Source organism: Candidatus Nitrososphaera evergladensis SR1, from assembly GCF_000730285.1.
Lineage (GTDB): Archaea > Thermoproteota > Nitrososphaeria > Nitrososphaerales > Nitrososphaeraceae > Nitrososphaera > Nitrososphaera evergladensis.
Genome location: NZ_CP007174.1, coordinates 2452515 through 2479292 on the forward strand (window position 1 = coordinate 2452515; position 26778 = coordinate 2479292).

Annotated in this window: 29 protein-coding genes; 15 read left to right on the top strand and 14 right to left on the bottom strand. The window is 49.6% G+C overall.

The window, feature by feature from the left end; translation table 11 throughout:
- Positions 1-50 precede the first annotated feature (50 nt).
- On the bottom strand, positions 51-1031 hold the full coding sequence (locus NTE_RS13400) for a hypothetical protein (protein ID WP_148701472.1): 981 nt from the start codon (positions 1029-1031) through the stop codon (positions 51-53).
- 88 nt (positions 1032-1119) lie between these two features.
- On the opposite strand from NTE_RS13400, the gene NTE_RS13405 reads away from it, so the two are divergent.
- Genes NTE_RS13405 through NTE_RS13415 form a run of 3 tightly spaced genes read left to right on the top strand, consistent with a single transcriptional unit; the run spans position 1120 to position 1976 of the window.
- The gene (locus NTE_RS13405) at positions 1120-1404 is read left to right on the top strand and encodes a hypothetical protein (protein WP_148701473.1); all 285 of its coding nucleotides are present in this window, start codon (positions 1120-1122) and stop codon (positions 1402-1404) included.
- Positions 1405-1452: 48 nt separating this feature from the next.
- Positions 1453-1671 carry a hypothetical protein gene (locus NTE_RS13410; RefSeq protein ID WP_148701474.1) on the top strand — a complete coding sequence of 73 codons (219 nt, stop codon included), beginning with the start codon at positions 1453-1455 and terminating at the stop codon, positions 1669-1671.
- A gap of 50 nt (positions 1672-1721) precedes the next feature.
- Positions 1722-1976, top strand: a complete 255-nt coding sequence (locus NTE_RS13415) for a hypothetical protein (RefSeq protein ID WP_148701475.1) — start codon at positions 1722-1724, stop codon at positions 1974-1976.
- Positions 1977-1995: 19 nt separating this feature from the next.
- Here the strand turns inward: NTE_RS13415 and NTE_RS13420 are convergent, their stop codons facing one another.
- Positions 1996-2388, bottom strand: a complete 393-nt coding sequence (locus NTE_RS13420; RefSeq protein ID WP_148701476.1) for a hypothetical protein — start codon at positions 2386-2388, stop codon at positions 1996-1998.
- Between the two features lie 113 nt (positions 2389-2501).
- Between NTE_RS13420 and NTE_RS13425 the strand changes: the two genes are divergently transcribed.
- A complete protein-coding gene (locus NTE_RS13425; RefSeq protein WP_158385583.1) occupies positions 2502-3815 on the top strand; it encodes an ArsB/NhaD family transporter in 1314 nt (437 codons plus the stop codon).
- Here the strand turns inward: NTE_RS13425 and NTE_RS13430 are convergent.
- Together NTE_RS13430 and NTE_RS13435 are read right to left on the bottom strand one after the other, a co-directional pair.
- On the bottom strand, positions 3812-4858 hold the full coding sequence (locus tag NTE_RS13430) for an alcohol dehydrogenase catalytic domain-containing protein (RefSeq protein WP_148701478.1): 1047 nt from the start codon (positions 4856-4858) through the stop codon (positions 3812-3814). The two genes, NTE_RS13425 and NTE_RS13430, sit on opposite strands and share 4 nt — an antisense overlap.
- A 10-nt stretch (positions 4859-4868) precedes the next feature.
- Positions 4869-5468, bottom strand: coding sequence for an NUDIX hydrolase (locus tag NTE_RS13435; RefSeq protein WP_148701479.1), 600 nt, complete (start codon positions 5466-5468; stop codon positions 4869-4871).
- Positions 5469-5593: 125 nt separating this feature from the next.
- On the opposite strand from NTE_RS13435, the gene NTE_RS13440 reads away from it, so the two are divergent.
- The 3 genes from NTE_RS13440 (at position 5594) to NTE_RS13450 (ending at position 7425) form a co-directional block, all read left to right on the top strand.
- Positions 5594-6457, top strand: coding sequence for a hypothetical protein (locus NTE_RS13440; protein WP_148701480.1), 864 nt, complete (start codon positions 5594-5596; stop codon positions 6455-6457).
- The gene (locus NTE_RS13445) at positions 6414-6842 is read left to right on the top strand and encodes a hypothetical protein (protein ID WP_148701481.1); all 429 of its coding nucleotides are present in this window, start codon (positions 6414-6416) and stop codon (positions 6840-6842) included. Before NTE_RS13440 ends, NTE_RS13445 begins: the two co-directional genes overlap by 44 nt.
- A gap of 139 nt (positions 6843-6981) precedes the next feature.
- On the top strand, positions 6982-7425 hold the full coding sequence (locus tag NTE_RS13450) for an MgtC/SapB family protein (RefSeq protein WP_148701482.1): 444 nt from the start codon (positions 6982-6984) through the stop codon (positions 7423-7425).
- Positions 7426-7576: 151 nt separating this feature from the next.
- Here NTE_RS13450 and NTE_RS13455 read toward each other — a convergent pair whose 3' ends face one another.
- The gene (locus tag NTE_RS13455) at positions 7577-8476 is read right to left on the bottom strand and encodes a DNA adenine methylase (protein WP_226987024.1); all 900 of its coding nucleotides are present in this window, start codon (positions 8474-8476) and stop codon (positions 7577-7579) included.
- A 142-nt stretch (positions 8477-8618) separates the two neighbouring features.
- Here NTE_RS13455 and NTE_RS13460 point away from each other — a divergent pair, with 142 nt between their 5' ends.
- The 3 genes from NTE_RS13460 to NTE_RS13470 are packed head-to-tail and all read left to right on the top strand — an operon-like array spanning position 8619 to position 11157.
- Complete coding sequence (locus tag NTE_RS13460) at positions 8619-9212, top strand: TetR/AcrR family transcriptional regulator (protein WP_148701483.1); 594 nt, start codon at positions 8619-8621, stop codon at positions 9210-9212.
- Between the two features lie 47 nt (positions 9213-9259).
- Complete coding sequence (asnS, locus tag NTE_RS13465) at positions 9260-10558, top strand: asparagine--tRNA ligase (RefSeq protein WP_148701484.1); 1299 nt, start codon at positions 9260-9262, stop codon at positions 10556-10558.
- A gap of 41 nt (positions 10559-10599) precedes the next feature.
- Positions 10600-11157, top strand: coding sequence for a hypothetical protein (locus NTE_RS13470; protein ID WP_148701485.1), 558 nt, complete (start codon positions 10600-10602; stop codon positions 11155-11157).
- Here the strand turns inward: NTE_RS13470 and NTE_RS13475 are convergent.
- Positions 11154-11666, bottom strand: coding sequence for a hypothetical protein (locus tag NTE_RS13475; RefSeq protein WP_148701486.1), 513 nt, complete (start codon positions 11664-11666; stop codon positions 11154-11156). The two genes, NTE_RS13470 and NTE_RS13475, sit on opposite strands and share 4 nt — an antisense overlap.
- Before the next feature lie 134 nt (positions 11667-11800).
- On the opposite strand from NTE_RS13475, the gene NTE_RS13480 reads away from it, so the two are divergent.
- Positions 11801-12763, top strand: coding sequence for a homocysteine S-methyltransferase family protein (locus NTE_RS13480; protein ID WP_226987025.1), 963 nt, complete (start codon positions 11801-11803; stop codon positions 12761-12763).
- 15 nt (positions 12764-12778) lie between these two features.
- On the opposite strand, the gene NTE_RS13485 is transcribed toward NTE_RS13480, so the two are convergent.
- From NTE_RS13485 to NTE_RS16970, 3 genes are all read right to left on the bottom strand, one after another.
- Positions 12779-13330 carry a hypothetical protein gene (locus NTE_RS13485; RefSeq protein ID WP_148701487.1) on the bottom strand — a complete coding sequence of 184 codons (552 nt, stop codon included), beginning with the start codon at positions 13328-13330 and terminating at the stop codon, positions 12779-12781.
- A 265-nt stretch (positions 13331-13595) separates the two neighbouring features.
- Positions 13596-13820, bottom strand: coding sequence for a hypothetical protein (locus NTE_RS13490; protein ID WP_148701488.1), 225 nt, complete (start codon positions 13818-13820; stop codon positions 13596-13598).
- 18 nt (positions 13821-13838) lie between these two features.
- Positions 13839-14009 (bottom strand): hypothetical protein, encoded by a 171-nt coding sequence (locus NTE_RS16970; protein ID WP_193354076.1) that lies wholly within the window; start codon positions 14007-14009, stop codon positions 13839-13841.
- Positions 14010-14214: 205 nt separating this feature from the next.
- Here NTE_RS16970 and NTE_RS17190 point away from each other — a divergent pair, with 205 nt between their 5' ends.
- From NTE_RS17190 to NTE_RS13510, 4 genes are all read left to right on the top strand, one after another.
- Positions 14215-15384 carry a 4a-hydroxytetrahydrobiopterin dehydratase gene (locus NTE_RS17190; protein ID WP_226987026.1) on the top strand — a complete coding sequence of 390 codons (1170 nt, stop codon included), beginning with the start codon at positions 14215-14217 and terminating at the stop codon, positions 15382-15384.
- On the top strand, positions 15296-15622 hold the full coding sequence (locus NTE_RS13500; protein ID WP_148701489.1) for a hypothetical protein: 327 nt from the start codon (positions 15296-15298) through the stop codon (positions 15620-15622). The genes NTE_RS17190 and NTE_RS13500 overlap by 89 nt, the downstream gene beginning before the upstream one ends.
- A 111-nt stretch (positions 15623-15733) precedes the next feature.
- On the top strand, positions 15734-16246 hold the full coding sequence (locus tag NTE_RS13505) for a hypothetical protein (protein ID WP_148701490.1): 513 nt from the start codon (positions 15734-15736) through the stop codon (positions 16244-16246).
- Positions 16247-16339: 93 nt separating this feature from the next.
- A complete protein-coding gene (locus tag NTE_RS13510; protein WP_148701491.1) occupies positions 16340-18862 on the top strand; it encodes a methionine synthase in 2523 nt (840 codons plus the stop codon).
- A 164-nt stretch (positions 18863-19026) separates the two neighbouring features.
- Here NTE_RS13510 and NTE_RS13515 read toward each other — a convergent pair whose 3' ends face one another.
- From NTE_RS13515 to NTE_RS13535, 5 genes are all read right to left on the bottom strand, one after another.
- Positions 19027-20274 carry a restriction endonuclease subunit S gene (locus NTE_RS13515; RefSeq protein ID WP_158385587.1) on the bottom strand — a complete coding sequence of 416 codons (1248 nt, stop codon included), beginning with the start codon at positions 20272-20274 and terminating at the stop codon, positions 19027-19029.
- Positions 20258-21796 carry a type I restriction-modification system subunit M gene (locus NTE_RS13520; RefSeq protein ID WP_148701493.1) on the bottom strand — a complete coding sequence of 513 codons (1539 nt, stop codon included), beginning with the start codon at positions 21794-21796 and terminating at the stop codon, positions 20258-20260. Before NTE_RS13520 ends, NTE_RS13515 begins: the two co-directional genes overlap by 17 nt.
- A 15-nt stretch (positions 21797-21811) precedes the next feature.
- On the bottom strand, positions 21812-24607 hold the full coding sequence (locus tag NTE_RS13525; RefSeq protein WP_148701494.1) for a type I restriction endonuclease subunit R: 2796 nt from the start codon (positions 24605-24607) through the stop codon (positions 21812-21814).
- Positions 24608-24894: 287 nt separating this feature from the next.
- Positions 24895-25566, bottom strand: a complete 672-nt coding sequence (locus NTE_RS13530; protein ID WP_148701495.1) for a hypothetical protein — start codon at positions 25564-25566, stop codon at positions 24895-24897.
- Positions 25567-25674: 108 nt separating this feature from the next.
- Positions 25675-26703: a tetratricopeptide repeat protein gene (locus tag NTE_RS13535; RefSeq protein ID WP_148701496.1), complete on the bottom strand. Its 1029-nt coding sequence runs from the start codon at positions 26701-26703 to the stop codon at positions 25675-25677.
- Positions 26704-26778: the final 75 nt, after the last annotated feature.

Genomic DNA, 26778 nt, shown 5'->3' on the forward strand with positions numbered 1-26778 from the left:
AGAGCTTTGTTAATGCTTTGGTTTTAAAAAAGTTGGAGGAAGGAGACGCCCTATCTGCGCTCCTTTGCAACGGTGCCGTATATCGGATCGGTGCCGAAGTGGCTGTCTACCTTGTCAGGACCTATAGTCAGTGCGATTACCGAGTCGTCCATTATCTTGATGGACACCGGGACATCCTGTACGGGACCATTCTTCATGGTAACCGTGGCCGTGCCTTCGATGGTGTAGGTGTTGTTTTCAAAGGTAAACTTGGTTGCTTTCAGGTCTGTCACGTTGTGCTGGTGCATGGCGCTTCCGTTAAGCTGGACCATGTCGAACTTGGCTATGAAATAGAGGTTCGGGATTGCCATGCCGCCTCCGGTTGGCGCTGTTACGTTTCCTGGTGCTGTAACATTCCCTGGAGCTGTCAAGTTTCCGCCTGGAGCTGGAGGCGCTGGAGGAGTTGCTTGGTCTAGATTTCCTTCAAAAGCTGTCGGGGTCGTGTTTCCGCCGGTCTGATTTCCGCCAGTCATGTTACCTCCCGGTGCTGTCAAGTTTCCGCCTGGAGCTGTAACATTTCCGCCTGGAGCTGTAACATTTCCGCCTGGAGCTGTTACGTTACCTCCCGGTGCTGTCACGTTTCCGCCTGGAACTGCTGGGCCGGTTGCGTTTATCCTCAGCATCCATATTCCAGCCTGTATCCACGTGGGTTGGCCGTTTTCAACCTGTATACTTGCAATCCTGCCGGTGAGTCTTTCGCCTTGTTTTGGTATGGTGCCCGTCTGATTTCCGGCAGCAGAGCCTATCTGATTTCCAGCGGCTGTCTGGTTGCCTGTCGTTGCGTTCGGTGGTTGTGTTGTTATCATCGTCTGGTTTCCGGTCGTCAAGCCGGTCTGGTTTCCACCAGCAGCAGAGCCTGTCTGGTTGCCTGAAGTCTGGTTTCCAAGGGGATTCTGTGCATAGCTTTTAGTCGCCGCAAAAGAAGCGACTACGAGCGCTGAGACAAGCACTGCAGCTACCGCTGCAGAAATTACCTGGGCATGTCTGTTCATCGGGAAGTACACGCAGTTATGATATTTACGCAAAATGGAATGAAGCTCCTCGAATCTTATCTACCATAACTTGTTCTCTTTTCTCTGTATGCCTGACAAAGAGGTCGGCGAGAGTCAGGACGCATACCAGAAGAACATGAAGGTAGTAGCGGTATGTATACTGGTGATGGGAGTTTCCATAGCCATCGTCGTAGTGATGTACCTTGCGTTTGGGCACATTGGATCAACCTTTTCGACGGGAGTGATGAGCAATCAGCAGGACAAGCTTAGAATGCAGTACGACCTTCCGCCTTGCAAGCCCGTTCCAAAGAGTCTGGCAGAAGTCCCGCCATCGCTTCGCAACGAGACAGGTCTGTGTGGTTCCACCCCCTGACCGCTGCAAGATAGTTCAATATAGGGCGACGTACGCAAGCATGTTGTCGTGACTGTCAAGGAAAACCTAAAGCTTCTGGCTTTTATGGTAGGTGCCGCGCTGTTTTTTGCAGTCACCCTGCTTGGTTCGTTCTTTGGCGTTATTGTCTTTATCAACAGCGCCGGCCTGCCCAGCGATCAGGCGCTCAGCTTTTTCATGGTGGGGCTGGTTCCGCCCTCGGTGGCGACGTTTGTGTTGTTCACCAAGGGACTTGGCAGGTTCATGTAAAGACAGAGATAGAAAGGCTGTAAAGCAACCCTTTCCAACTAAACAGAGCGATGTCGTCGCAAAATAACAATAACAACTACATTGCAGAGCTTGTAGACAGCCTCCATGGCCTGATAGAGTCTAGGCAGGCGCCGGCAGACGTGGCAATAGCAGGGCTGATATCGACTGCGGGTGAGATTGCCCTTGGCATGGCAGTGGCGCGCCCCGAACACAAGGAGGCGTACCTCAAGGCGTTCAACAGCGCAGTCGAGCAGGTGAGGAGACAGCTTCGCAAAGAGCTAAAGTCAAGGGGATTATTGTCTTAGCAGCTTTGTAAACAAAAAATCAAGGCGGAAGATCTGCAAGCTTGCCGCTGCTGCCCTTGGATTTTCCAGCAGCCGTTGAAGCACTAGCAGTATCTTTCTCTTTTTCTTTTTCTTTCTTCGTATCAGCCTTGGATTTCTCAGTTGCGCTACCACTGCTACCAGTACTGATGTCGCTGCCTTTCCCTTTTTCAGCCGTTTGGCTGCTGCTACTGCTGTTCTTTTCCCGAACTGACCTTATCGCCTCTTCGCATGTGGACCTTATGTCATCGTAGGCCGTCACTGTAAGCACCTCTTCAAGCAACGGAAGCGCCTCTTCGCCTCGGGCTGATAGGTTCTTTATTGCGGTCTTTTTCTCCACGGGGTCGCGAGCCCATTTCGCAGTTTCCTTTAGCTCCCACAGACTCTCTGACAATTGTTGTTGAGCCATATTATTATCGCAATCCTATATAGTGCAAAACTTGTATTTACGCAACGCTGCTTGCCGGGCAAGCAAAGATTATAGCCACACGCCCTTACCCCACCGCTGTGCAGGAGTACGTCGCCCTTGGCGTGTTTGCGGTGGTATACGTCCTCATAATCGGCCGGCGCAGGTTTGGGGTGCCGATATGGGCCGCGATGCTCATCGGCGCGGCGCTGATGGTCGGCCTGCAGGTGACAGGGATTTCTGACGCGTTCAGGGCGGTAAACCTGGAAGTCATTGCTTTCCTCTTTGGCATGTTCAGCATAGTCTCGGCGCTGGAAAGGGCAGGCGTGCTTAGGATGATAGCAGTCAGGATGCTTGCGCGTGCAAAGACGCCGTCGCAACTCCTGATGATTTTTGTGGTGGGAATGGGAGTGCTTGCGGCATTTTTGGTAAACGACACGATTGCGCTCCTTGGGATACCGCTTGCCGTCCACGTGGCAAGGCACGCCAAGATCAAGCCCACCATACTCCTCTTGACGCTTGCATTCGGGATAACGGTTGGGAGCGTCATGACCCCGATAGGCAACCCCCAGAACCTGCTGATAGCCATTGATAGCGGCATGCAGTTTCCGTTCGTCACGTTCCTGCTCTACCTGAGCGTGCCTACAGTGGCAAACCTGTTTGTCACGTACCTGATACTAAAGGCATATTTCAGAAAAGAGCTTCCAAAGATGCTGGAGCACGCGCCGGCGGCGGAGGAGGAAGCAGAGATTGTAAAAGAAGAGGAGGGTGACGGCGCCATCCACTATAACCCCCGGCAGGCAAGGCTTGCCATTTACGTAACGGTTGCAACGCTTGCAGGGTTTGTCATATCCGAGTTCCTGCACGTGCTCAAGGTGGCAGACTTTGGGCTGAGCGTGGTGGCGATGCTTGGCGCGGCTGCGCTGTACGCGCTTTCAAGCGAGCGCACGCAGATCCTGAGAAAGGTGGACTATTCTGTGCTCGTGTTCTTTGCGGCAATGTTTGTAGTCACGTCGGCAATGTGGCAGTCAGGCGCAATATCGATAATCACGGGATGGCTCCCGGATCCAAGCCCGGCCGACAAGGCGCAGAGCCTTGGCGTGATAACGGCGGCAAGCCTTTCGCTGAGCCAGGTGCTCAGCAACGTCCCCTTTGTGGCGCTGTACGACTTTGTCATGACTGAAAACGGGTTTGGAGGCGAGCACGTGGCGCAGTGGCTGATGCTAGCCGCGGCGAGCACAATAGCCGGCAACCTTACGATACTTGGCGCGGCGAGCAACGTCATTGTCATTGAAGCGGCAGAGTCAAGGGGCGTTCGCGCGTTTTCCTTTTTCGAGTTTGCCAAGATCGGAAGCGTGATAACCGCGGCAAACATTGCGATATACTATGCATTCATTGTGCTGATAGTGCGCTAGGGCACGAGGACCGCCCGTGCCTCTACCTCCGAGTGTTTCAGCCTCGCAAGCACGTCGTTTGCCTCGGCAAGCTTGTGCGTCTCTATCACGACTTCAAGCGACCCGCCGGCGGCAAGTGCCACAAGGTCTGCCATGTCCTGCCGCGAGCCTATCACGGTCCCGCGAATGGTCTTTTCTTCAAACGCGGAAAAGTGCGGTATCTCGCCTACGACTCCGACCACTACAAGCCCGCCCTTTTTGACCGACTTTATCGCCGCGTCTATGGCCTTCTCTGACGGGGCAAACACGATTGCGCTGTCCAATAATCCTTCTTCCTTTTTCAGGTTCTTGAGGAACTGGTCGGTAGAATCTTGGTACGCAACCGTGCTGTCTGCGCCCAGCTTCTTGGCAAGGTCAAGGTGCTTTTTTGCACGGGATATGCCGACCACCCTTGCGCCTTCCATCTTGGCCATCTGTATGGCAAGGTGCCCGACTCCCCCGATCCCGAAAATGCCTACAGACCTGCCTCTTGCCGGCTCGCTTGCCTTGACTGCCTTGTACGCGGTTATGCCGGGGCAGAACAGCGGGGCCGCGTGCGCAGAGTCTATGCTGTCAGGTATCGCAGTGACAAACTCTTCGTCCGCAACGATGTACTCCGCGTACCCGCCCTGCACGCTTTCGCCCGTTATCTCTGCGTCGTCGCACAGGTGCTCCTTGCCTGAATTACAATAGCCGCATTTGAGGCACGAGCTAAACAACGGCTGGATGCCGACCCTGTCACCTTCTTTGACCTTCCTTGCGCCATCGGCTTTTTTCACGACGCCTACCACCTCATGCCCGGGAACAACTGGCAGGACCGACGGCGATCCTTCGTCCTTCCAGTCGCCCTCTATCATGTGCAGGTTTGACCGGCAGACGCCGCACGTCTCTATCTCCAGGAGCACTTCGCCTCTCTTTTTCGGCTTTGGAACCGGTATCGACTTTAGCTTCAATGGTTTTGTCTCGATTGGCGCGCACCTGTCAAGCACCATCGCCTTCATCGTCATCGTGCCTTCTTCTGCCATGCCGCTCACACTATTCTCCCTTGCCGTTTATCTTTTTTATTCCACCGCCGTCGCTGCTGCAGCACAGCAGGTACGCAATCAGCGTGCCGGCGTTTTCCACCTTGCGCTTGCGTATCATGTCCCGGAGGCTTGCAATCTTCACTATTTCCACGTCAATGTCCTCGGTGCTGTCGTGGTCGGTCTTGCCACCTGCAAGGCCAGCCGCAAAAAAGACGTGCACCACCTGCCGCGACTTGCTGACTGACGGGTGGTAGTCGTAGACGTGCTCTACTCTTTTTGCACTGTATCCCGTCTCCTCGCGCAGCTCCCTTTTTGCAGTCGCAAGGGGGCTTTCGCCCTTTTCCACGTGGCCGGCCGGAAACTCTAGCAGCACCTTGCCAAGAGGGTAGCGGTACTGCTTTATCATGACAAGAGTCTTTTTGTCAAGGAACGGGACGACTATCACGACATCTGACGAGCGATAGTGCGTATAAGACAGGGTCCTGCCCTTTGGCGTCTGCACGGTGTCCTGAAAGAGCTCCATGTAGACGGTCTTGCCGTTCCTTGCCTCAAACACCTTTTTCCGGCCAAGGCGCTTCCAGCCCTTCTTCTCCTCTTCTTTCTTTTCCAAATACGCGCTTCCTCTATAGCTGGCATGGGGCTGAATTATAATATAATATGATAGGTGTTCTACTCCCAGAACGGCCTGCTTTTGTGGTGCTCCTTAAATTCCGCCTCTGACAACTAATTCTATATATGGAAGGCGGCGATAGCGACGAGATTGAGCGCAAGCTGCAGGGGAGGACCCTGCAGGTGTACCTGTACCTTTTGAAAAAGGGCGAGCCGGGAGGGATAAGGGAGATCCAGCGCGACCTGGGCCTCTCAAGCCCAAGCGTGGCCGACTACCAGGTGGAAAAGCTGGTGGGCATGGGCCTTGCCGCAAAGGACGGCTACGGCAGAGTGCATGTCACCCGCAAGGTGAAGGTCAGGGCGCTTGAATCGTACGTGAACTTTGGGAGGTTTTCAGTCCCAAGGCTTGCGTTCTATGCTTCCGTGTTTTCAGCAGTCGCCGTCCTGTACGTGATGTTCAATTTGTCGTCGTGGAGCGTATACGGCGTAGCCGTGCCGCTTGCGGCAGCTGGCGTGCTGTGGCTTGAGGCGTGGAGGATGTGGAGGTTCAGCCTGCTTGAAAGGGCAGACAGGGCAGAAAGCAGAAGAATAAAGAATGCAAAGGGTGTGCTCCCGCTGATTGTCCCCGGCATGGTTGCGCTTGCAGTATTTGCAACAGGCGGCGCGTTTTTGTTCCAGTACGTGCAAGAGCTGCCTTCGGTGCAGGTTGTTCAAAACTATATCACCCCCGATGCAGGCGCAGCCCAGCAGCAGGCGACGACGATAGAAGAGTCGATCACATTATCAAAAGAAAAGGTTGCCGCAGCCGGCCAGAGCGCGTTTGCGGCATCCAGTCTTGCCCCTTCCATACTGCCACTTGCTGGAGCCACGGTCATCGGCTTTCTTGGTTACCTGCTTGTAAAGTACCGCTGCGAAGGCCGTGTTCGGATGCCAGAACAGGTGCTGCATGACGCGTCCGGAACGCAGGATTATCCAGAGCGCTTCCGATAACTATTGCATGGACACAACCGCAACAAATTACTACACGGCCCTGCTGGCCGCAGCAGGGGTAGCCTTGGCGCTGGCGGCAGGAACGGTGCAGCAGTCGCACGCACAGTACGGCGTCAGTGGCAACCCTACTGCAGGTGCAACGCCGGACCAGCTTGCAGAATGCGAAAAATACAACATTGACAGAATAGAGTGCAACGAGCAGACAATACTTGCGGCAAGAAAGTGGGCAATAACCCATGAAAATCCAAACGGCTCTGGCACCCCCATGCTGTCAATAGGAGGCAACGAGACGCTGCTGTACGTCGGCGCGCTGGGCGCGATCTTTGGCGGAGTCGCAGCGGCCTTTTTCGTAAAAGGCAAAAAGACAACATCAGCAACATCCTGACTCCTCCCTTTCTTTTTTCTCTCAAGAGCGACAGGCACCACGATTATTTCTTGAAGGAAGAAAAAACAGGCAAGAACTGTCCTCTCACACCATGATTAATTAAAATACCATTTTTGTCAATAAGACAGGAAAGAAAGAGATGGTTTTTGAAGGAATACCAGCTGGCTACGAGGTGCGTTTTCTGGTTGGAATCGGGATTTCCCTTGCAGCCGGCTTTGCCATTGGCGCAGAGAGGGAGTCAAGGAACAAGGCCGCGGGGATAAGCACGCACTGCCTTGTTATCGGCGGGTCGATGATTTTCACCCTTCTTTCGTCGCTTGTGGACCCCAACTCATCGTCAAGGATTGCGGCGCAGATAATCTCAGGCATAGGTTTTCTCGGGGCAGGGCTCATCCTAAAGAGCGAGCTTGATGGCAAGATAACAAACCTGACGACTGCAGCGGCGGTGTGGTTTGCGGCCTCGATAGGAATGGCCATCGGCTACGAATACTACTTTCTTGCAATAGTGGCAACTGCCTTTGCAGTCGGCGTGCCGCGAATACCGCACATTTCAAGGATGATAAAGAAAGGAGAAGAGACATAGGCCCCCTCTTCTTCTTGCTCCCGCCGCGTGTACGCGCGTATGTGTATGTATTGTTTTCCTGGCAACAACGACAACAATGCGGATTGACTTTCCTGCTGTGGCAGCGGCGGCCGCCAGGACGGCCCACAACCGTTAGTCAAACATGTCCTTGCTAAAAGAAGCTTGCAGACGTGTCCAGCTTCTTCTTGCCTTGACGGGTACACTTTAGCTCCAATTCCTTTCCTAGCTTGAAGTTGGCGACTATAAGCTCCTTGTTAAGCCGCTCGCCACCCTTGGAAATCATTCCTGCCGCAAAATTGATCTCCATTATATGGAAGTCGGAGTACAGAGCCCTGATCTCGGGTTTATTATAACATGTCAGTATGAGCTTGGACTTGGCCGTTCGCATCCAGTCTGCCAATTCTTTATGTTCCTCGATTCTGCGCATATTGTGCTGATAGTTGCAATTGTTATCCGGGTAAGGAGGGTCCAGGTACATGACAGTCCGGGAATCATCATACCTGTCCACCAGCTGCCTCCAGTCAAGGTTCTCGATAAGCACGGTCTTTAATCTGTCATGGATAGGCTCGATTCTGGAACGTAGCGTCTTTAGCGCGCCTACCAACCGGTTCCCGCCACCTCCGTCTGATATGCTGGTTTGGAACCGCGGATAGTCAAGTTCCCCTCCCCATCCGGCCATTATCAAATAATAGAACCTGTGCGCTCGCGCTACGGGATCAAGAGTTTCCGGGGCGATGTTCTTGAGGCGGTCAAATTCGGCCCTGCTGACAAGTTCGAGGTCAAAACTTTTTACAAACTCCTCAGGTTGCTCTTTCACAATCCTGAAAAAGTTGACCACGTCTTGATCAATGTCGTTGTACACTTCCACGCGGCTTGGCGGTTTTCTGAAAAGGACCCAGGCCGCTCCCGCAAAGACTTCCACATAGCAGTGATGCGGAGGAATAACGTTAACGATCAGGTCACGCGCCTTGTACTTGCCACCAACCCACTTTATCGGACTGTTAACAGGCTTCCAGGGCTTGGTGGCGGCAGAATCCATTATGTCGTCCATACATCATCACCACCATCTATGTAAGGCTTTAACCGTGTTATTTCTCAACGTTATCTCAAAAGGGTATTTCTTCAGGGATTTTACATAGTTTGTCGGGCGTCCAGCAAAAATCATAATAACCGACACGTGTGGTGCATAAACTGTGCCAAAGGGCAAGGAGGAAAAGGCCGAGCGGATAATGGAGGCGGCGCTGGCAGTGCTCTCAAAAAACGGCTACGAAAACACTACCATCAACGAAGTTGCAGATGCCGCCAAGGTCAGCAGGGGCCTCCTGCATTACTACTTCAAGGACAAGGAGGACATGGTTTCAAAGTCTCTTGCGTTTGGCTTTGGGCCGATGTGGGACTCGTCTGTAGGCAGCCTGTCAGGTGCCAAGTCGCCGGAGGAGCTGGTCGACGGCATGATAGAGATCCTGAAAAGAAACGTGCAGGAAAATTCCGACTTTACCGCCCTGCTCTTTGAGATGTGGGTCAGCAGCAGAAGGAGCGCCAAGATAGACAAGGTCTTTAAAGACGGCCTTGATGAGGCGATAAACAGGCTAAAGGCCCTTTTGGAATTTGCGTCTTCGGTGGGCGTCATAAAGGTAGACGCATCAGAGGCAGAGGGAATTGTGAGGATGCTCTTTGCCATCTACCAGGGCATGGCCATGCAGCTCATCCTCAACCCGGAAAAGGTAAAAGACAAACGGATGTGGACGCCCATAAGAAGGGTGCTGCTTGCCGCGTTCAAGGGCTAAAAACATTTTATAATAATCAAGGCTGCGTGACAACAGACATCAAACATATGCGCGCCAGCGAGGTCAAGAACGCCGGTTTTGTGGGCAAGGAAGTAACGATAAGGGGCTGGGTCCACCGCCTGCGCAAGCAAAAGGAAAACTCGTTCATACTTCTCAGGGACGACAGGGGCGCAGTGATACAGTGCGTCCTGCCGACTGACAAGGTTGCAAACCTCACGATAGAGTCGTCCGTACAAATCACTGGCACTGTGAGCCAGGACCCCCGGGCGCCGGAGGGCGGCTTTGAGATAAAGGGAAAAGAACTGAAAATATTCAACATCGCAGAGGAGTACCCCATAGGCGAGTACCAGAGCGACGAGCTGCTGCTTGACAAACGCCACCTCGCGCTCCGGACGCGGAAGATGATAGCAATAGCCAAGGTGCGCGCATCTGTTCTCCATTACGGCCGGCGGTGGTTCGTGGAAAACGGCTGGATGGAGGTGACGGCGCCGACCATTGTAAAGGGAGCGGTGGAAGGAGGCTCGACGCTTTTCAAGTTGCGATACTTTGACCAGGACGCGTACCTCTCGCAGAGCGCGCAGCTGTACCTGGAGGCGATGATATTTTCCCTTGGCCCGGTGTGGAGCCTGACGCCGTCGTTCCGGGCTGAAAAGTCAAGGACGGTCAGGCACCTGGCAGAGTTTTCGCACCTGGAGGCAGAGGCTCCGTGGGTCACGCTTGAGGACATCCTGAAGGTGGAGGAGCAGCTCGTCTCGTACGTGATACAGAACACCCTCAAAGAGCGTGCGGAAGAGCTGGAATTTCTAAAGCGCGATGTTTCCGGCCTCAAAAAAGTCGAGCCTCCGTTTGAGCGCCTGCCATACGGCCGAGCAATAGAGATTTTGCGCTCAAAAGGATTTGAAGTCACGGAGGATGACGGGACAAGGCGCGGCATCCAGTTTGGCGACGACCTGTCGATAGATTCAGAGCGCGAGCTGACCAAGGACGCTGACAAGCCGGTGTTTGTGGTCGGCTACCCCATTTCCGTCAAGCCGTTTTATGTCAAGGAAGACCCGGAGCACCCGGGCGTCGGGCTGACTGCAGACATGCTTGCGCCAAGTGGCTTTGGCGAGATAACAAGTGGCGGCCAGAGGGAAGACAGCATCGACTCTATCACAAGCAGGATGCTAAAAGAGGGGTTAAAGCCGGAGGCGTACGAGTGGTATCTCGACCTGCGCAGGTACGGGTCGGTGCCGCACGGCGGCTTTGGACTTGGCATCGAGCGCCTCGTGCGTTGGATAACAAACGCGGAGGACATCAAGGACACGGTGCTTTTCCCAAGGACGATGTCGCGAGTAGAGCCGTGACCAAGGCTTAAGTATCCGGCAGCGCACACACAAGCTCAAGGTTGAAAGCGCAGCCGCTTGAACGCCAGCACAAGGCCCTGCTCATCATAGCAAGCGTCATAGTCAAGACGTTTCTTATGGTGCTAGTGGCCACGCAGGTAATGTGCGGGAGCACGGACCCAAGGGCGCTATTTTCTTGCGGTACAAATGCGGCCTATGTCGGCACAAGCGCAGCGGCCGTTGCGATAATGGGCTTTGTCTTTGGCCACTACATTGTGAGGCTAAAGTCGTTTAACAAGATATTTGCCAACATGATGGGCGCCGACTTTATCGTGACTGCAATGTACTTTGGAGTGGCGTTTACTGCGCCAAACGTGGTAGCGACAAAGACGATGATCTGGCTCTTTGGAACGTGGATACTTGGAATGCTCCTTGCGCCCTTTAACAGCGAAAAGACGTTTCTGAAAAAAGTGGCGCAGTACGGAGGCATCGTCGCGCTTGGCGCCTTGTTTTCGCTAGAACTTATCCCGGGCTTTGCAGAGCTTGGGCAGTCCTACACGGCAGGGATGATGGTGTCAAGCATCCTGTCGGTGTTTGGCGGCGGAAGGCAGAAAGCCTAGGCGTCCGCCTTTTTCTTGCGGACGGTTGCTGTCGCCCTCTTTTTAGTGGTCGTCGACTTTTTCGCCTTTGCCCTTATCTTCTTTGCCGTTGATGCAGTCTCGGCAAGCTTGTCCTGTGGCAGCGGCGCTTCTACTACCACTGCCTTGGGTAACGGCTTGGCCAGATGAATTTCAATGTACGAGACGCGCTTTGGCATTCCTTCTATGACTATCTCCTCTGTGCCTATCGAGACAGAACGAGTCTCAAGTTCTGCAACGTCTTTTTTGACCATCTCGGCCACGTTTACCGCCGTCACAATGCTCATGCTGCCCTTTGCCCTCACGACCAGCTCGCCAAACGTGCCGATCCTGAAAAGCGCGGGCGCGATGTAGTCAAGCGCGTTCTTTTTGCCTACGATGAGAACGTGTGGAGGTATCGTGTTGTCGGCAGATCTTGTCTGTGTGGTGATGGTCGCTGTTGTTGGTAATGATGTTGTTGTTGTTGACTCTTGGACTACAGAGGTCATCATATTATATATGCACCCTCGGGGTCTCCTCGTATGGTTTAGAGCCCCAGTGTCAAGAGATGTTGCCCCTTTTGTCTACTTTTGGGCCCGGCGAAGCATTATTAAATTGAATCTGCGAAAATCAGGACTGTTCATCGTTGTCTCCCTCGCAAGCAAGAGAGCCGTTCCTAGAAGCCGCTAAAAAGAGGAGGCTGCTGTTTGACGGCGCCATGGGCACAGAGATACAAAAGCTCAGCCCAAGGCCAGAGGACTTTCCGAACGGCAAGGACGGCTTTAACGACGGCCTCGTACTCACAAGGCCAGAGTGGATAAAAAATATCCACCGCAGCTACCTAAAAGCAGGCGCCGACTGCATCGAGACAAACACGTTTGGCTCCAACAAGTTCAAGCTCGAAGAGTACGGCTATGGGGACCAGACGGTCAAGTTCAACAAAAAGGCGGCGCAGCTGGCCAGAGAAGTGGCAGACGAGTTTGAGGGTCGCTATGTCATCGGCTCGATGGGGCCTACGGGGTTTCTCCCAAGTTCCAACGATCCCGATCTTGGGCAAAAGCCCCTTGACGAAATACGCGAGGCGTTTGCGCTTCAGGCCGAAGGCCTCATACTGGGAGGCGTAGACGCACTGCTGATAGAGACGAGCCAGGACATACTTGAGGTAAAGCTTGCAATCGAGGCGTCCCACCAGGCCATGGAAAAGGTCGGCAAAAAGGTCCCGATAATTGCCAACGTGACGCTTGACCAGTACGGCAAGATGCTCCTTGGGACAAGCGTGCAGGCCGCATACACGACTGTGAGCGACATGGGAATCGACTTTTTTGGCCTCAACTGCTCAACCGGGCCGGCAGAGATGGAGCCAAGCGTCAAGTGGCTGGCAGAGCAGGACCTGCCGATACTGGTCATGCCAAACGCAGGTATGCCTCACAACGAGGGCGGAAAGGCGGTCTACAAGATGAAGCCCAAAGACGTTGCGCACAAGATGGAAGACTTTGTCAAAAGTTACGAAAACGTGCGCCTTATAGGAGGCTGCTGTGGCACGAACCCAAAACACATCGCAGAGCTCAGGCGCGTTCTTGAGATGACGCCGCCATCGTCATCGAAATAGCGGTGTATATCTTTATTATTTTATCAGGTCAAATTCGATGTAAAGGGTATTCTCTGTGGCCTGTAAATTCGGCGCCTTGGCCGCAAACTTGGACGTGGCCTGCCCAAGAGTTCTGGCCATGAGACAAGACCAGTTCTTGCCCATGTTATGCTGAATCACATAGACAGAGCGAAAATGATTGTGATTATTGTTGTTGTTCTTGCCCTCTTCATGCTGGTATTCAAAACCCGAGGCCCTCACCCACCTGTCTACAAGTTCCAAAATAGATTCTGCAGAGAGCTTTTTGCCGGTTATCATCAGAGTCGGCCCCGAAAGAGTTTGCGCATACCTATCTCCAATTTCTTCGATTTGTTCTCCGGTCAGAGAATCTACCAGCGCCCTGATTAGCGGCTTGCCCACGGGGATGTATCCAGCCTGGGGAGCATATGTGTGCCATTCTATATGAGACTTGACGATCTGGTTTACCAGCGTATTGAGATGGACTTGTTTGTGCTCAGCCTCACGCCTAAGTTGCTCAAGTACCACTTTATCAAAGCGGAATGTGGCAGATTCTGTGATTGGCGTCATGGCACCAAGTCATGTACCATCTCAATTGCATCTGATGTCTATTAACAATTGTGACCAGCAGGCGCCCAAATTGCACCCATTCTAGCACAAAACAAATCGGATTTTGAGTAAAAACGGTCTTTCCTTCTACCGATTTTCTCATAAAATTAAAGAAATGTCTGTGCGCGCGTGTATATCGTGCATATATGCATCACGCCACGTACACAACTATACACTACACACGCTTACGCAGACATTGTTCAGTTGTTGTATTGTTCTTCTTCCTTTATAGTTCCATCTCGTCTATCTGAACGCGGACCCGAAAGAGTTTGTCCTTGTTCTTGAAGGTGTAGATTGACTGGTTGTTTGCCGAGCTGTCGCCGCGGCCTACGACCTTTTCGGCCAGCCGTGCCCGCAGCTTGTCAACCTGGTACTCTGCGATCAAAAGATTGCCAACTATATTTTCCAGTTCTATATCTCGCTCCTTGGGCTCCTGCCCCTTGATCTGCAAAAAATATTCCCCTCCAGCCTAGAAGTGTGGGGCGTTTTCTATGTATTTTTTGCCGCCGATGCTGTAGTGGATCTCTTCAATGAAGCTTGCCTGATCGACTACTGGGCTGGAGTAGTTGGCGCTGCAGACTGGGACACCTTCGGATGCGTCCTCTTCTTCCTGTTTGAGGATTGTCTGGCTTGATACCATGGTTGTATAATTCGACAAACAACTATACAAGGTTATCTCCCATCGGAATGCAGAATCTGGCTCTGGAACAAACTTGGAGTAGCAAATATGCCCACAGAGACTTTTTGAGTCTCTGTACATAACGCAGATGTATAGATTTTACAAAATCCACACTTGCAAATTTTTCAACCAAGTTTTATAGGTGATTATTCTATGAGGCTTCTTGATGACCCGCAACATATTTCCAAGAAAGCGCAATGATGATAATCACGACGACAAAGGCATGAACACGCCAGCAGCAAAAAGGCAAGGGACACTGCGCCTCGTACTGGCAATAGCCGCCGCGTCGATGCTGGCAATGTTTGCATACACGGGCGCTACTCTGTCACAGGCGCAGCCGCAGCAGCAGACTGCCGAGGCAAGAACCCTTCTGAGCAAAGTCTTGCTGACAAAGACTATGGCGTCAAGCCAAGACCCCGCTCCGGGCCATGAGACCCACCAGTCTGCAGTGTTTTTGCCTCCACTTGGAGAAGACGTGATCTACAGTGGGACGCTCACGTGGGCAGCAAGCGACCTCGTAGAGCTGTTCACGTACCATCACTACGACGGGCCGGTGGATGGCAACTTGCCTCCCCTGTACACGGAGCAGTCCAACAACAAGACCTACGCCTCTCCACTGTTCTTTACTCCGCCGGATTCTGCCGCAGACCACGGCTCGATGAACGTGGCGGCAAACGCGATAGGGTTCCACAGCCTGAAAGGAACGGCGTTTACGGTGACTGCCACCTTTGACGGCTGGACGAAAAAGGTCGCGCTAGAGAAATTCAGTCCCGGCAACGCCACGGGCTATTTGGCGACAGCATCAAACGACAAAACCAAATCTTCAGCGTCGTTGATACCAGAGACGGCGGTCAACCCCAAAGACATGAACTACACTATCCTGTCAGAAAGCCAGATCAAAGAGGAGCTGACAAACAATACTGAATTGGACGGCTGGCGGCAAGTCGCAGACAATGGGAGCGGCAAGCTCCACAAGACTTTTCAGTTCAAGAACTTTGTGCAGGCTTTTCAGTTCATGTACCGCGTGGGGCTAGAGGCTGAAAAGATGAACCACCACCCTGACTGGACCAACAACTACAACACAGTGTCCGCCTACCTGTATACGTGGAGCGCTGGAAACAAGATAACAGATTACGACATCAAGCTGGCAGGCATCATGAAGAGAAGCCGCCGCCCTTGGGGCGACCAGCATGACTGCTGCAGAAACTGGCAACGCTACTACTACTGTAACAGCAGCAAAGGAGGTCATGATGTTTGGCTCTCCCCACGTCAGGGTGGACTACCTTTTCTCCACGGAACGGAGCGACGGCACGACCATCGGGCAGGAGCTGCTTGAAAAGACCCGGACGGAACTGGCCGAGCGCTTTGGCGGAGTCACGGTGCTCCCGCCTTTTAGTGGGACGACTATCCAGAACGGCACAAGGCACGACGGCGCAAGCAACGCAGGGTTTTTCGTAGTCGCCCCAAACACGCCTGAAAACATCAAGTGGTTCCTCGACTACAGAGAAACCATGAAGGAAAGGTTTGGAATTGACGGCATCTTTACCACGATATCGCCAAGCGTGATAGCATAGCGTACAGTATATGCCGCCGCAGGCAAGAGTGTAGAGAGAGTATATGCGCCCACTCTCTGTGGGATCCAAAACACATTTCAGGATTGAGGAGGAGAGAATAGCTTACAGGCAATGGCCAACATGCTGGACGATCCGTTTGCAGCGATTGCCGAAGACGTAGACATTCAAAAGTTCATAAAAATAACAAAGAAAAAAGAATCAAAGGTGCGTACAAAGCTAAGGCGCAGCCTCTTTGAGCAAAAGGGGATAAAGGCTCGCAAGTATACCCTGAATTCAGACTCTGCATGGAAGCGGTTTTCAGACTCGTGCTTTGCTCCCCGCAGGACGGACCACAACAGGGGCAGGACGTACACGCTCAACGAATGGATCGAAAAGCAAGGGTGGATAGTGGAAAACGAGAAAGGAAAGCACTTTACCAGCCTCAAGGACAAAGAAATCCTGTTCATCACCGCGTGGGACATCGAGAAAGACGTACGGATCATAATCGACGGGTTCCACAGGGCCTGCGCGATAAAGTACCTGAACCACTCCCCGGAAACCCTAGAGGAGCCGTTTGAAGTGCTTGAATGCTACGGCAACAACATGGAAGAGGTTTCACGCGAGCACAGGCTGTTTGACCGGTGACGGCAACAACAACAACAGCGGCGAAAGGCCATAGCAGAAAGAGAAGAAAAACAGAACCGCAAATATAGGCGTGAAAATAACTTGGGTGCGCTATTGAACAAGGTTCCACGGGTCAGCTCGGCTCTCAAGGCAGTCGATTTAAAGCAAGAGCCTGCGCCGCTCATCATAGGCGAGCGCCTCAACACGCTGGGCTCAAAAAAGGCCAAGGCGATGGTGCTAAAGGACGACTTTGACGGCCTCGCAAACCTTGCAAGGGAGCAGGTAGAAGACGGGGCGCACTGCCTTGACGTCTGCGTCGCAACGACAGAGCGGTCTGACGAGCTGGAATTCATGAAAAAGCTGGTCAAGCGCCTGAGCCTGGAGGTCGAGGCGCCGCTTGTGATAGACTCGACCGACCCAAAGGTCGTCGAAGCGGCAGTGGAGCAGATACCGGGCAGGCCGATAATAAACTCGATAAACCTTGAAGGCGACGGGTCGCGCTTTCACGCGCTTGCGCCCATCATGGCAAAGTACGGCCTGCCGGCCATAGCGATGTGCATCGGGCCAAATGGGATGGCCAAGACCGCCGACGAAAAAGTCGAGACTGCGCAATTGCTGTACGACACTGGCAAGAAATACGGGCTTGAACCCTGGCAGTTCATCTTTGACGTGCTCACGTTTACGATTGGAACAGGCGAGGCAGAATACGCGGATTCTGCAAAAAACACGCTTGAAGGGATAAGGCTTGTCAAGCAGAGGTTCCCAGCTGCGTTTACCACGCTTGGCCTCAGCAACGTCAGCTTTGGGCTGCCGGCAGGCTCCCGCAAGGTTGTAAACTCGGTGTTTTTGTACCACGCCCTAAAGGCGGGGCTTGACACCGTCATCATCAATGCCCGCGACATAATACCGTACCCTGAAATCGACGCCGAGCAGAGGAAACTTGCAGAGGATCTCATTTTCAACAAGCACCAGAACGCGCTTGCAGACCTCATCGCGTACTTTGAGGGCGAGAAGGCAAAGGTGGCGTCAGGTACAGCCAGCAAGCGTGTCGAAGTTGACCCGTCGTGGGACGCAGACAGGAAATGCCATTTCCGCATAGTAAACCGGCTGAAGGACGGAATCGAGGCGGACGTCGTGCAGGCAATAGCCGGCCGCGTACCGGGCGCCAGGGTTGCAGACGGCAAGATAACAGAGGCAGAGAAGGAGGCTGCGCACGAAGCGGCGGTGCAGACGCTAAACGACGTGTTGCTGCCGGCCATGAAGGAGGTGGGCGACAAGTTTGGCGCAGGCGAACTCATCCTGCCATTTGTGCTGAAATCGGCAGAGTGCATGAAGGCCGCTGTTGCCGAGCTTGAAAAATACCTGATAAAGCAGGAAGGCGTGAGCAAGGGCAAGCTGGTGCTGTGCACGGTGTACGGCGACGTGCACGACATTGGCAAGAACCTGGTCAAGACCATCTTCGCAAACAACGGCTACACGGTCTACGACCTTGGCAAGCAGGTCCCAATGCAAAAGATACTGGAAAAGATTGAAGAGGTCAAGCCAGACGCGGTCGGGCTTTCTGCGCTGCTAGTGTCGACTTCAAAGCAGATGCAGTATTTCGTGGAGCACGCCCGGCAGAACGGCATGGCCGTCCCGGTGCTTTGCGGAGGAGCCGCTATAAACAGCAACTACATCAACAGGATTGCCAAGGACGGAGGCATCTACGGCCCCGGCGTCTTTTACTGCAAGACCGCGTTTGACGGGCTGCGGGCTATGAACGCGCTCGTGTCAAAGGAGCAAAGGGCGCAGTTTGTAGGTGACTGGCGGCAAAAGCTAGAGAAATGGACGGAAAGAGAAGCCACTGCGGCTGAAACTGCCACCGAGCTGCCGCACAGCGGAATAAAGCCGGTAGAGCCTCCCGTTGCGCCGCACCTCAACAGGCAGGTGAGGCTTGGGCCGGCCGACCTTGATCTAAAAGAGATCTGGAAGCACATCAGCAAAAAGTCCCTCTTTGTTTTGCAGTGGGGCATGAGGGGCAAGGGTGCAAGCGAAGGCGGCGACCCAGAAAAATTGTTTGCAGAGTGGACAGGACGCGTCATTGACGAGTGCCTGTTTGAGCCAAGGGCAGTCTACGGGTATTTCCGCTGCCACAACCTGACTCTGGGCAAAAACGGCGCAGCAGGCAGGCTTGCAGTAGACTTTTCTGACAACAGGCAGGCTGTCTTTGAGTTCCCAAGGTCTTCCAAGGAAAAGCACCTGTGCCTTGCAGACTATTTCGGACAGGACGATGTCGCAGCGTTTCAGGCAGTCACCGTCGGCACAAAGGTCACGGAGGTCATCGACAGGTGGAACAAGCAGGACAGCTACGCAGACGCCTACTACCTGCACGGCCTTGCGGTAGAGACGGCAGAGGCCATGGCCGAGTGGGTCAACGCCCGCATACGAAAAGAGCTTGGCATCGGCGACAAGCGGGGCTTGCGCTACAGCTGGGGTTATCCAAGCTGCCCCGACGTGATGCAGCACCACCTCGTTTGGCAGATACTGGAGCCGGAAAAGTCAGGCATGACCCTGACGGAGTCAGGCCAGATTGTGCCGGACCAGTCCACAGCCGCAATCGTGGTCCACCACCCGCAGGCAGAGTATTTCATCCTGTAAAGAAAGAGCAAGCCGGAAAAATCTTCTCAATCCATATCTTGATAAGATTAAGAGTATTGAGGTTTATTCCCTAGAAAAGACGCATATCTGGATATATAATTGTCAGCTAATTAGTCTATAAAGAACGATAGGCCGGCATTATTTAATGTGTCCCATCAAACTAATTATGTTTGCGAATTGCTTGCGGACATTTTCTTACCACTAAAAAACATCATTGTTAAAGACTTGGACAGTTGGTCGATTTTTTGATATTCATCAATTTGCTTCCTTTGGATAGAAGTCACTTTGGTCGCCAGAGCTGCAAATTCTTCTTGTAGTTTAAGTGGAGGCAGCATTATTTCCAAGCTCTTGATCTCTTTGATGCCTAAGTCGGGAACACCTATTCCTCTAGTTTTCCTGTCTGCTTGAAGCTTTACGAATTGAGTGTTCAAAATATTCTTCAAAAATATTGGATGAATCAACTGTCGATCTGGCTTGAGTAGTGCTAAACTATAAGATATGCTGAATTCAGTATTGGTCTCGACTAGCCGTGCTATTCCATAATTGACTCCAATTCTTGTATAGAGAACATCACCTTGCTGAGGTCTACATCGCTGAATCAACCTCACGTGGTCATCTTTAGAAATGAACTTGACATCTGAAAAATCAATATAATCACCTTTTGTTAGGTTCATAACGGAAATGAACGGAATACCCTCATCTACTGCCTTCGGCATTTTATGAATGATATCTGTGATTTGTATGCATACATCCTGTATTAGGACTCTCTTCCACCCCAATGAATTGCTGAATAGATCACCGAACATTTTGAAGAAAATTGAGTCTACTAAATGAGAACATCTTGTATTTATCAGACGGCGTTTTGCTTGTAATCTGCATGCTTTCTCCAAAACAGAAGCAATCACTATTTGTTCAGGCAAAGGTGGAAGAGGAATCAATAATTTACGCAACGAAGTTCTTGAGACTTCCTTGAACGTAGTGCCATTCGCTAATTGTTCTATTTGTGGTTTAAGAGATCTTAACAAATGTAGTGCATAAAGGTTATCAATTGTATCTCTACAGATAAGCGTAGCAAATCCCTGATTTGTGACAACAGGAACCTCATTTATCGCACAGAAACCAATGGTTGCTCTGCTGGTCATCAGAACAGAACCGGAAGGTATTAGCTTTGCAGAAATCGCTTTGAGTCCTTTCTTGGTGATTCGTTTAGCAGTATTCCGAATAGTGCTATGCCCATCCAGTTTTGTGATGTCAGTGGGTGTTACAAAAGGGATATCACCGTTCCAGTATTCGGTCACGCTAGTTAAGGGGGTCGCACCACCGACGATTTCTGCAACTTCTTCCAGCCGGACCACTTTCCAATGTTCCGGCAAATCGCCAATCTCTGTAGGTTTACTATTCGGACCGTTCATCGTGTGCATTCCATGACCTTATTTGATGCTGTTCAATTACGTCATTTAATGCTCTGAGTTCACTTTGTATCTCATTCTCTAAATTTAGAATTTGATTGAGCAATACGGAGGGGTCTTCATATTTTGTTTCTAATCTGACTGAAGGCTTGTATCGATTCGCAGATAATGAATAATCATTATCAACTATCTGCTGATATGAAGCTACCCAGGTTCTCTCATTATCTACTTGCTTCTTCGACCATTTCTTGATTATATCAGGTATGTCGTTTCTGTAAGGAGTTGGCACTCTCTTATCATCTAGTGAGTAACCGTCGGCAGTAGTCCCATAGAACCACACCTGCTCAGTCCTTCCACCCTTAGTGAACAGCACTATTGATGTGGCGACGCCTGCATATGGCTTAAAGACGCCTGCAGGCAGCGATATGATTCCTTCAACCTGGCAATTCTCTACCAGAATTTTTCTAATATTCTTGTGGGCATTACTATTTGCAAATAAAGCTCCTTCTGGAACTATGACTGCACATCTTCCACCCCTATGTAGAATATTATGCATTAGCTCAAGAAAGAGTAATTCAGTCTTTGCGGTTCTTATTTGAAAATTATCATTTATTGTAGACTCATCAACGAAGCCAGTAAAAGGAGGATTTGCCAAAACCACATCATAAAGCTCCTTCTGATCAAAACTCTTTGAAATAGAATCCGCATATCGGATGTTAGGATGCTCTACCCCGTGCAAGATCATATTCATTAACGCAATTCTTATCATAGTAGTGTCCACCTCAAAACCGTAGAATGTTTCGTTTCGAAGCAGTTTCCAGTGAGCTTTGTTTACAATCTTATCTCCTACAAGATTATGTGGAACTCCATTTGCATCTCGTTCAATTATATCATGACTGGTATTTGCAGCTAGAATGTGTTCATAAGCACCTATAAGAAATCCAGCTGTACCACAGGCAGGGTCACAAATTTTTTCTCCTATCTTTGGATCAATTAGTGTAACCATCAATCTAATGATGTGTCGCGGTGTCCTAAATTGCCCATTCTTTCCGGAAGTCTGTAATTGGCTGAGCAAATGCTCATATATGTCACCCTGAACATCTTGATTCTGTGCAGTAATGTTGATCTTATCAATAATTGCAACTGCCTCTTGCAGCAGCTGAGGCTTTGGAATAACGAAAACAGCGTCTTTCATATATTGAGCAAAGAGAGCGTCATCCCCGTTATGAATGGTCTTGATAAATTCGAAGACCTTATCTCTAACATGCTTTAGCATAGAATCAGCATTATAATGCTTCCAGTGTGACCATTTGCAATCTTCATGGCCTTTGAATACCGATACATAGGACATATCTTTTCGCTGGGAAGCCCTTTTTGCATGTAGATTATCTAGATCTTCTAGCCTCTTCATGAAAATCAAGTATGACATTTGTTCTATGGCTGTTAACGGATTCGTTATGCCTCCAGCCCAAAACTTGTTCCAGAGTGAGTCAATATGTTGTTTTAGCTCTGCAGATAAAGCCATCTATTCCTTGAACGCCTAATTTTCAAGCTTGTTGCAGAGTTGTACTAACTCATGAAGCTCTTCTTGACTGAATAACGGAATAGGTGCATCAGCACCAAAGTTCGTAAAAGGCGATTCAAAAAGATCGTCTAGTTCTATGTGCTTCTTTTTGGTAAAAACCGTCTGCAAAGTTCGAAGAAAGTTCACTTGGTTGGCATTTAAATAATTTCGCTCAATCATATAGGTCTTGAAGGCTTCAGATATCTTATCCTGAGGAGATGCAAATCGGTAAAGTCCCAGGATATGCTTTACAAAATCGACTATCGTCGCTCTTTTCTGCGAATAGACCTTTCTTAACAGTTCTTCAGTAATGAATAGGTCGGGGCTGTTCAGCTTGTCTTCTAAATCATGCAAGTCCTCTTCTGTTAGTTGCTGGTTTGTTTGCAACTTCTTGACGACCTCATTGTCGAATGCAAGTCGCTTGATGTGCGCCTCAACTTTCTCCTTGTAGACATCAATGTATTCTTCCTTTGCGGGAAAACCGTAGAGTATCTTCTTCCTTTCTTGGATAAGGTCATCTATGTCTAAAACTATCTTTGGGACAGGTTCTGGACGAACATTATCCATAATTTCTACTAACTGTTCTTGCATAGCCATAGCGTCCTTGTATTCGATAAACTTCCAGTAGTTCTTACTTAGTATCTGGTCTATGATGATTTCCTTTCTTTCAACTTCCTTTATTGTCCGGGGAAGACGCATTAGGTAGTCGCCTATCGTTTCCTTGGCCCTTTCAAATTCCTCATTATTTTTTGTCAGAATCGCCAGTCCTAGCTGTTCTGTCTTTAACCTGAAAGTTTCTCTATTAATGTTAATATCGCTAGCATATCGCATCAGTGGTGCAATCTTTTCCTTTAGAAAAACAACCTCATCCTCTATCGCAATATTGTCAAAGAGTTTGCCTTGAGTAACGATTTCAACATCCCGTAGTCTTTCTCTAATATTTGCTGAATCTTTGGGTAGCTCATCTACACTCTTGATAAGCTTTGCCAGAACTGCTTCGGCATTTTGTAGGTCGCCATTGCGTTTGAAGTATTGGTATTGCTGCAGCCTCACAAGGAATATCTTTGTAGGTAATGCTTCAGATGATGTGGAGATTTTTCCTTCAGGGTGCATGTCAAAAAATTCAAAATTCTTCCAAAAATCAAATATTAGAAATTCGGTTTTTTTACCATCCGGTAACCAGTCATGGTTCTTGCAAGCCTCATTGCTGCGTGTGCCCCTTCCAATCATCTGCCAAAACTTGATGTTAGAGAACACAGGCTTGGCAAATACAAGATTGCAAACTTCAGGAATATCAACTCCCGTATCTAGCATGTCTACCGAAATTGCAATCCGTGGATAGTTTTCCCTCTTGAACTGCCGCAGGGTTTCCTGAGCTCTAGAATCTTCAGAGACAATAACATTAGCAAGTCGTCCTCTATGCTCAGGATAAAGCCTCTCTATAGACTCCCAGAGCCTTTTTGCATGTTTTTTGGATATTGCAAAAATGATAGTCTTAGCAGGCAGAGTTCCAGACTTGTCCTTCAAGCTATACTCATAGTATTCGCAAATTATTGCCTCGTTTGTTCCTGTAACGATAACACGCTTTTCTATTTCAGTTCCTTCAAAATCAAGATCTTCTTCATCCTTGCCCTCTGCAAGTAGTTTCTTCTTTACTTCTTCAGGAATGTCTTTGCTCTTAATTCCTTCAATCTGAAAGTGTGTTTGTGCCTCATGAACTTTAAAGTCAACAAGATAGCCGTCATGTACGGCTTGTTCATAAGTGTAGAGTGCAGTAGGTTTGCCATCGAGGCAGTCAAAAAATCTGAATGTATCCCGATCGATCAATTGTGCAGGGGTAGCAGTAAGTCCAATTTGGATGCAGTCAAAGTATGTGAACACATCCTTCCATTTGTTGTAAATTGATCTATGAGCCTCGTCAGAGATAATGACATCAAAGTCCCCTATTGAAAAATCACGATAGCATTCCATGAAGGTTTGGATTGTTGATGCATACAGTCGATGGTTTTTCAGGTCTACATCTCCGGAGAATACCTTAGTCTTGGATTCACTTGGGAAGAATATTTTGAATCCTTCCTCGTATGCCTGGTCCCTTAGCGCCTTTCTGTCTGCAAGGAACAATATTTTCTGAGCCCTGTTTGAGCGTAACAAGATGTCAATTAGTGACATAGCAACCCTGGTTTTTCCGGTCCCCGTTGCCTGCACGATTAGGAACTTTCGTCTACCCCTCCCAATGCCCTCAAGAACGCGTTTTATGGACTCAATTTGATATGGCCTGTCAGTAATCTCCCTATTGATGGGAATCTCTTCAAAGTCCTTTTTTGAGATATTTTGAAAGCGTAGTCGTTCAAGTGCATCTCGGCCATGAAAACCCTTGACCATTCGGGGGTTGTCGTGGGGCTTATTCCAGAACCAAATCTCATAACCGTTCGTAAAATAAATGAAAATATCTTTGCCTGTCTGGTTCTTTATATCTTGAGCATACAGCTCGGCTTGTTTCTCGCCAAGTATTGGGTCTTTGGATGTCTTTTTGGCCTCTATTACTGCCAGAGGGTCACCGCTGCCGTCCAATAATAGATAATCGGCATACTTGCTATCTTTCTCATTTTTCAGAGTATCTGAAACAGTCCTATACAACTGCGATTTAAAGTCTGATTGTAGGGTATCTACTTCCAAGATTGCCTGAGAGACATTCTTGACATCCCATCCCGCCTCCTTTAACAGAACATCGATCTTTTCTCTTCTCGTGAGAAACTCAGAGTCGGTCGTCACCAAAACTAGGTCCCAGTACGGGACAATGTAAATTAGCCGATAGAAAAAGATTACCTATATTTACCCAGTAAGATGCTCTATATGAAGCCTTCTTACCTGCAACTGTCGTACTCTCATTGTTCTCCGATTCGGCATCTATCCTAGAGATTAATAGCTTGCAAAGATTGGATTATCATCATTATTGCACAGTCCTGTCACTTCAGTCTGTTCGTAAAGCTAAGCGACTTCATCTATTGGATGGTTTCTAAATAAAGGGGTTTGCATAGTCAGCCCAAGACAGTTTGAATTTATTCTCCGGCTTTCTGAACTTCATATGCAACTTCAAAATGACCATCGCAATTAATCATCGAGTCAGGATAGTCATTAGGATGGTAGCCTAAACCGTAATTTTTTTCCCTAATAAGCGATGCATAGTACACTCCTATTGCAAGGTTTTTCTGCTTTGCGAAATAGTCTATTGTTGCTTCAACTGCTTGGGTTGTAGCCTCTCTTGCCAATGGCACTGTAACTGGACCCGTTGGACCTGAAAATATCTGTATTAGCGAACCGGCTATTGTTCCAATTCCTTTAGCGACAAAGTTTTCCTTGAGCAGTTGAGCAAACTGGCGGGTCTCCTCGGTGTCGCGGACTGCAACCAGATACAAGTTTAGGAAACCTTGTGGCCGGCCACGGAATAGCAATACTCCAAGGTCTGGGTCTATTGACAGTGTAGCACCTTTCTTGACTTGTGGAAATTTGTCCTGTCTGCTCCAAAAGGGAGTACCAGATTTCATGTCTGGAAGACCGTTTACTACAATGGAATAAAGGATGACGTCGGTTGCGCCAAAAAGTTTCCTTGTTTCAAGAATTCGAACTTTGAGCAGCGATAAAGCACAGCTGCCATTGTAGTATTCAGGCTCCACAAGGTGTTCAACTCCGCCAGAAAAAGCTTGCTCGTCAACTCGAAGCCAGCCTGTCACGACTTGTCAAGTAACAAATCCAATGTCTTAAATTTTTCTTGCAATTAATCTCATTCGCCCTGAAGTCCTAAGTTTCTCTTTGTTAAATTAAGCACCAGGAAAAGCATGTTAAAGAAAAAGAGGACCCTCTCTTACGACTTTTTGGAAATTATGGTCACCCCATGCAGGCCGGAATCGCTCATCATGTGCCGCCATTTTGCCAAAATCAGAATTATATCTCATGGCCTGATTAAGCCGATAGTAAGCCTCGGGAATTCTGCGATCATCACAGGAAATTCTTGCTTTCTGATATTCTGTGTGTCCTTTTAGAATATGTATCAAAACGGCAGATGGATTATTGGGAACAGAGTTTGAGTATAATTGTGCAATAGCATCATGGCAACCAAGGGCTTCCTTGTATCGGCCAAGTTTGACTAGTGCCTGCATCTTATAATCAATAAAATACGGGTCGTTCGGTTGCATAACTAGAGCTTTTTCGAAGCAATCCAAGGCTCTTTTGTAGATCCTCTCATCTTCGCCAAGATTGTGTAAAGACAAAAATCCTATCCCACTAATTGCAAGAATATTATCGGGCTCATATTCTACTATTTTTTCATAACATCGTAATGCCTTGTCATATTTTTGGAGTCGCTCATATGCGCGGGCTTCTTCGACCAGCGCAAAAGTGTTGCGTGGATCTAGCTTGAGTAGGGTCTCAAAACATTCTATTGCGTTATCAAATCTTCCATCATAATTGCCGGTAACATTCTTTCGATTTAATGCATATCCCTTGCCATAAAGGGCTTCAACATCGTTTGGGTCATGCTTTAACAGAATAGCATCAAAATAGCCTATGGCTTCAACATACCGTTCCAATCCATTCAGTGTCTTTCCAAGGTACAATAGAGTAAGTACATTTTCTTCTCTGTCAAGTGCCTTCTTAAGAAGTTTATACGCTAGCTCGTATTTCTTGTACAGATATAAGATTATACCCTTTTGCTGATTTGCTACTACATTTTCGGGATCAGACGCTAGGATTTCATCATAACGTTTTTTTGCATCGAGGAGCATTCCTGCTTTAGAAAATTTTTCTGCCTCATCCAGTAATTTCTGAACACTCTCAACTTTTAAATCAGAGTTGCTGCCGGATTGTCCCAATTAGATAATAATTAATTGCAAGGTTATAGTTAAGAATTCTCAACCGCGATAGCATAAATACAAGAAAACGTAAGG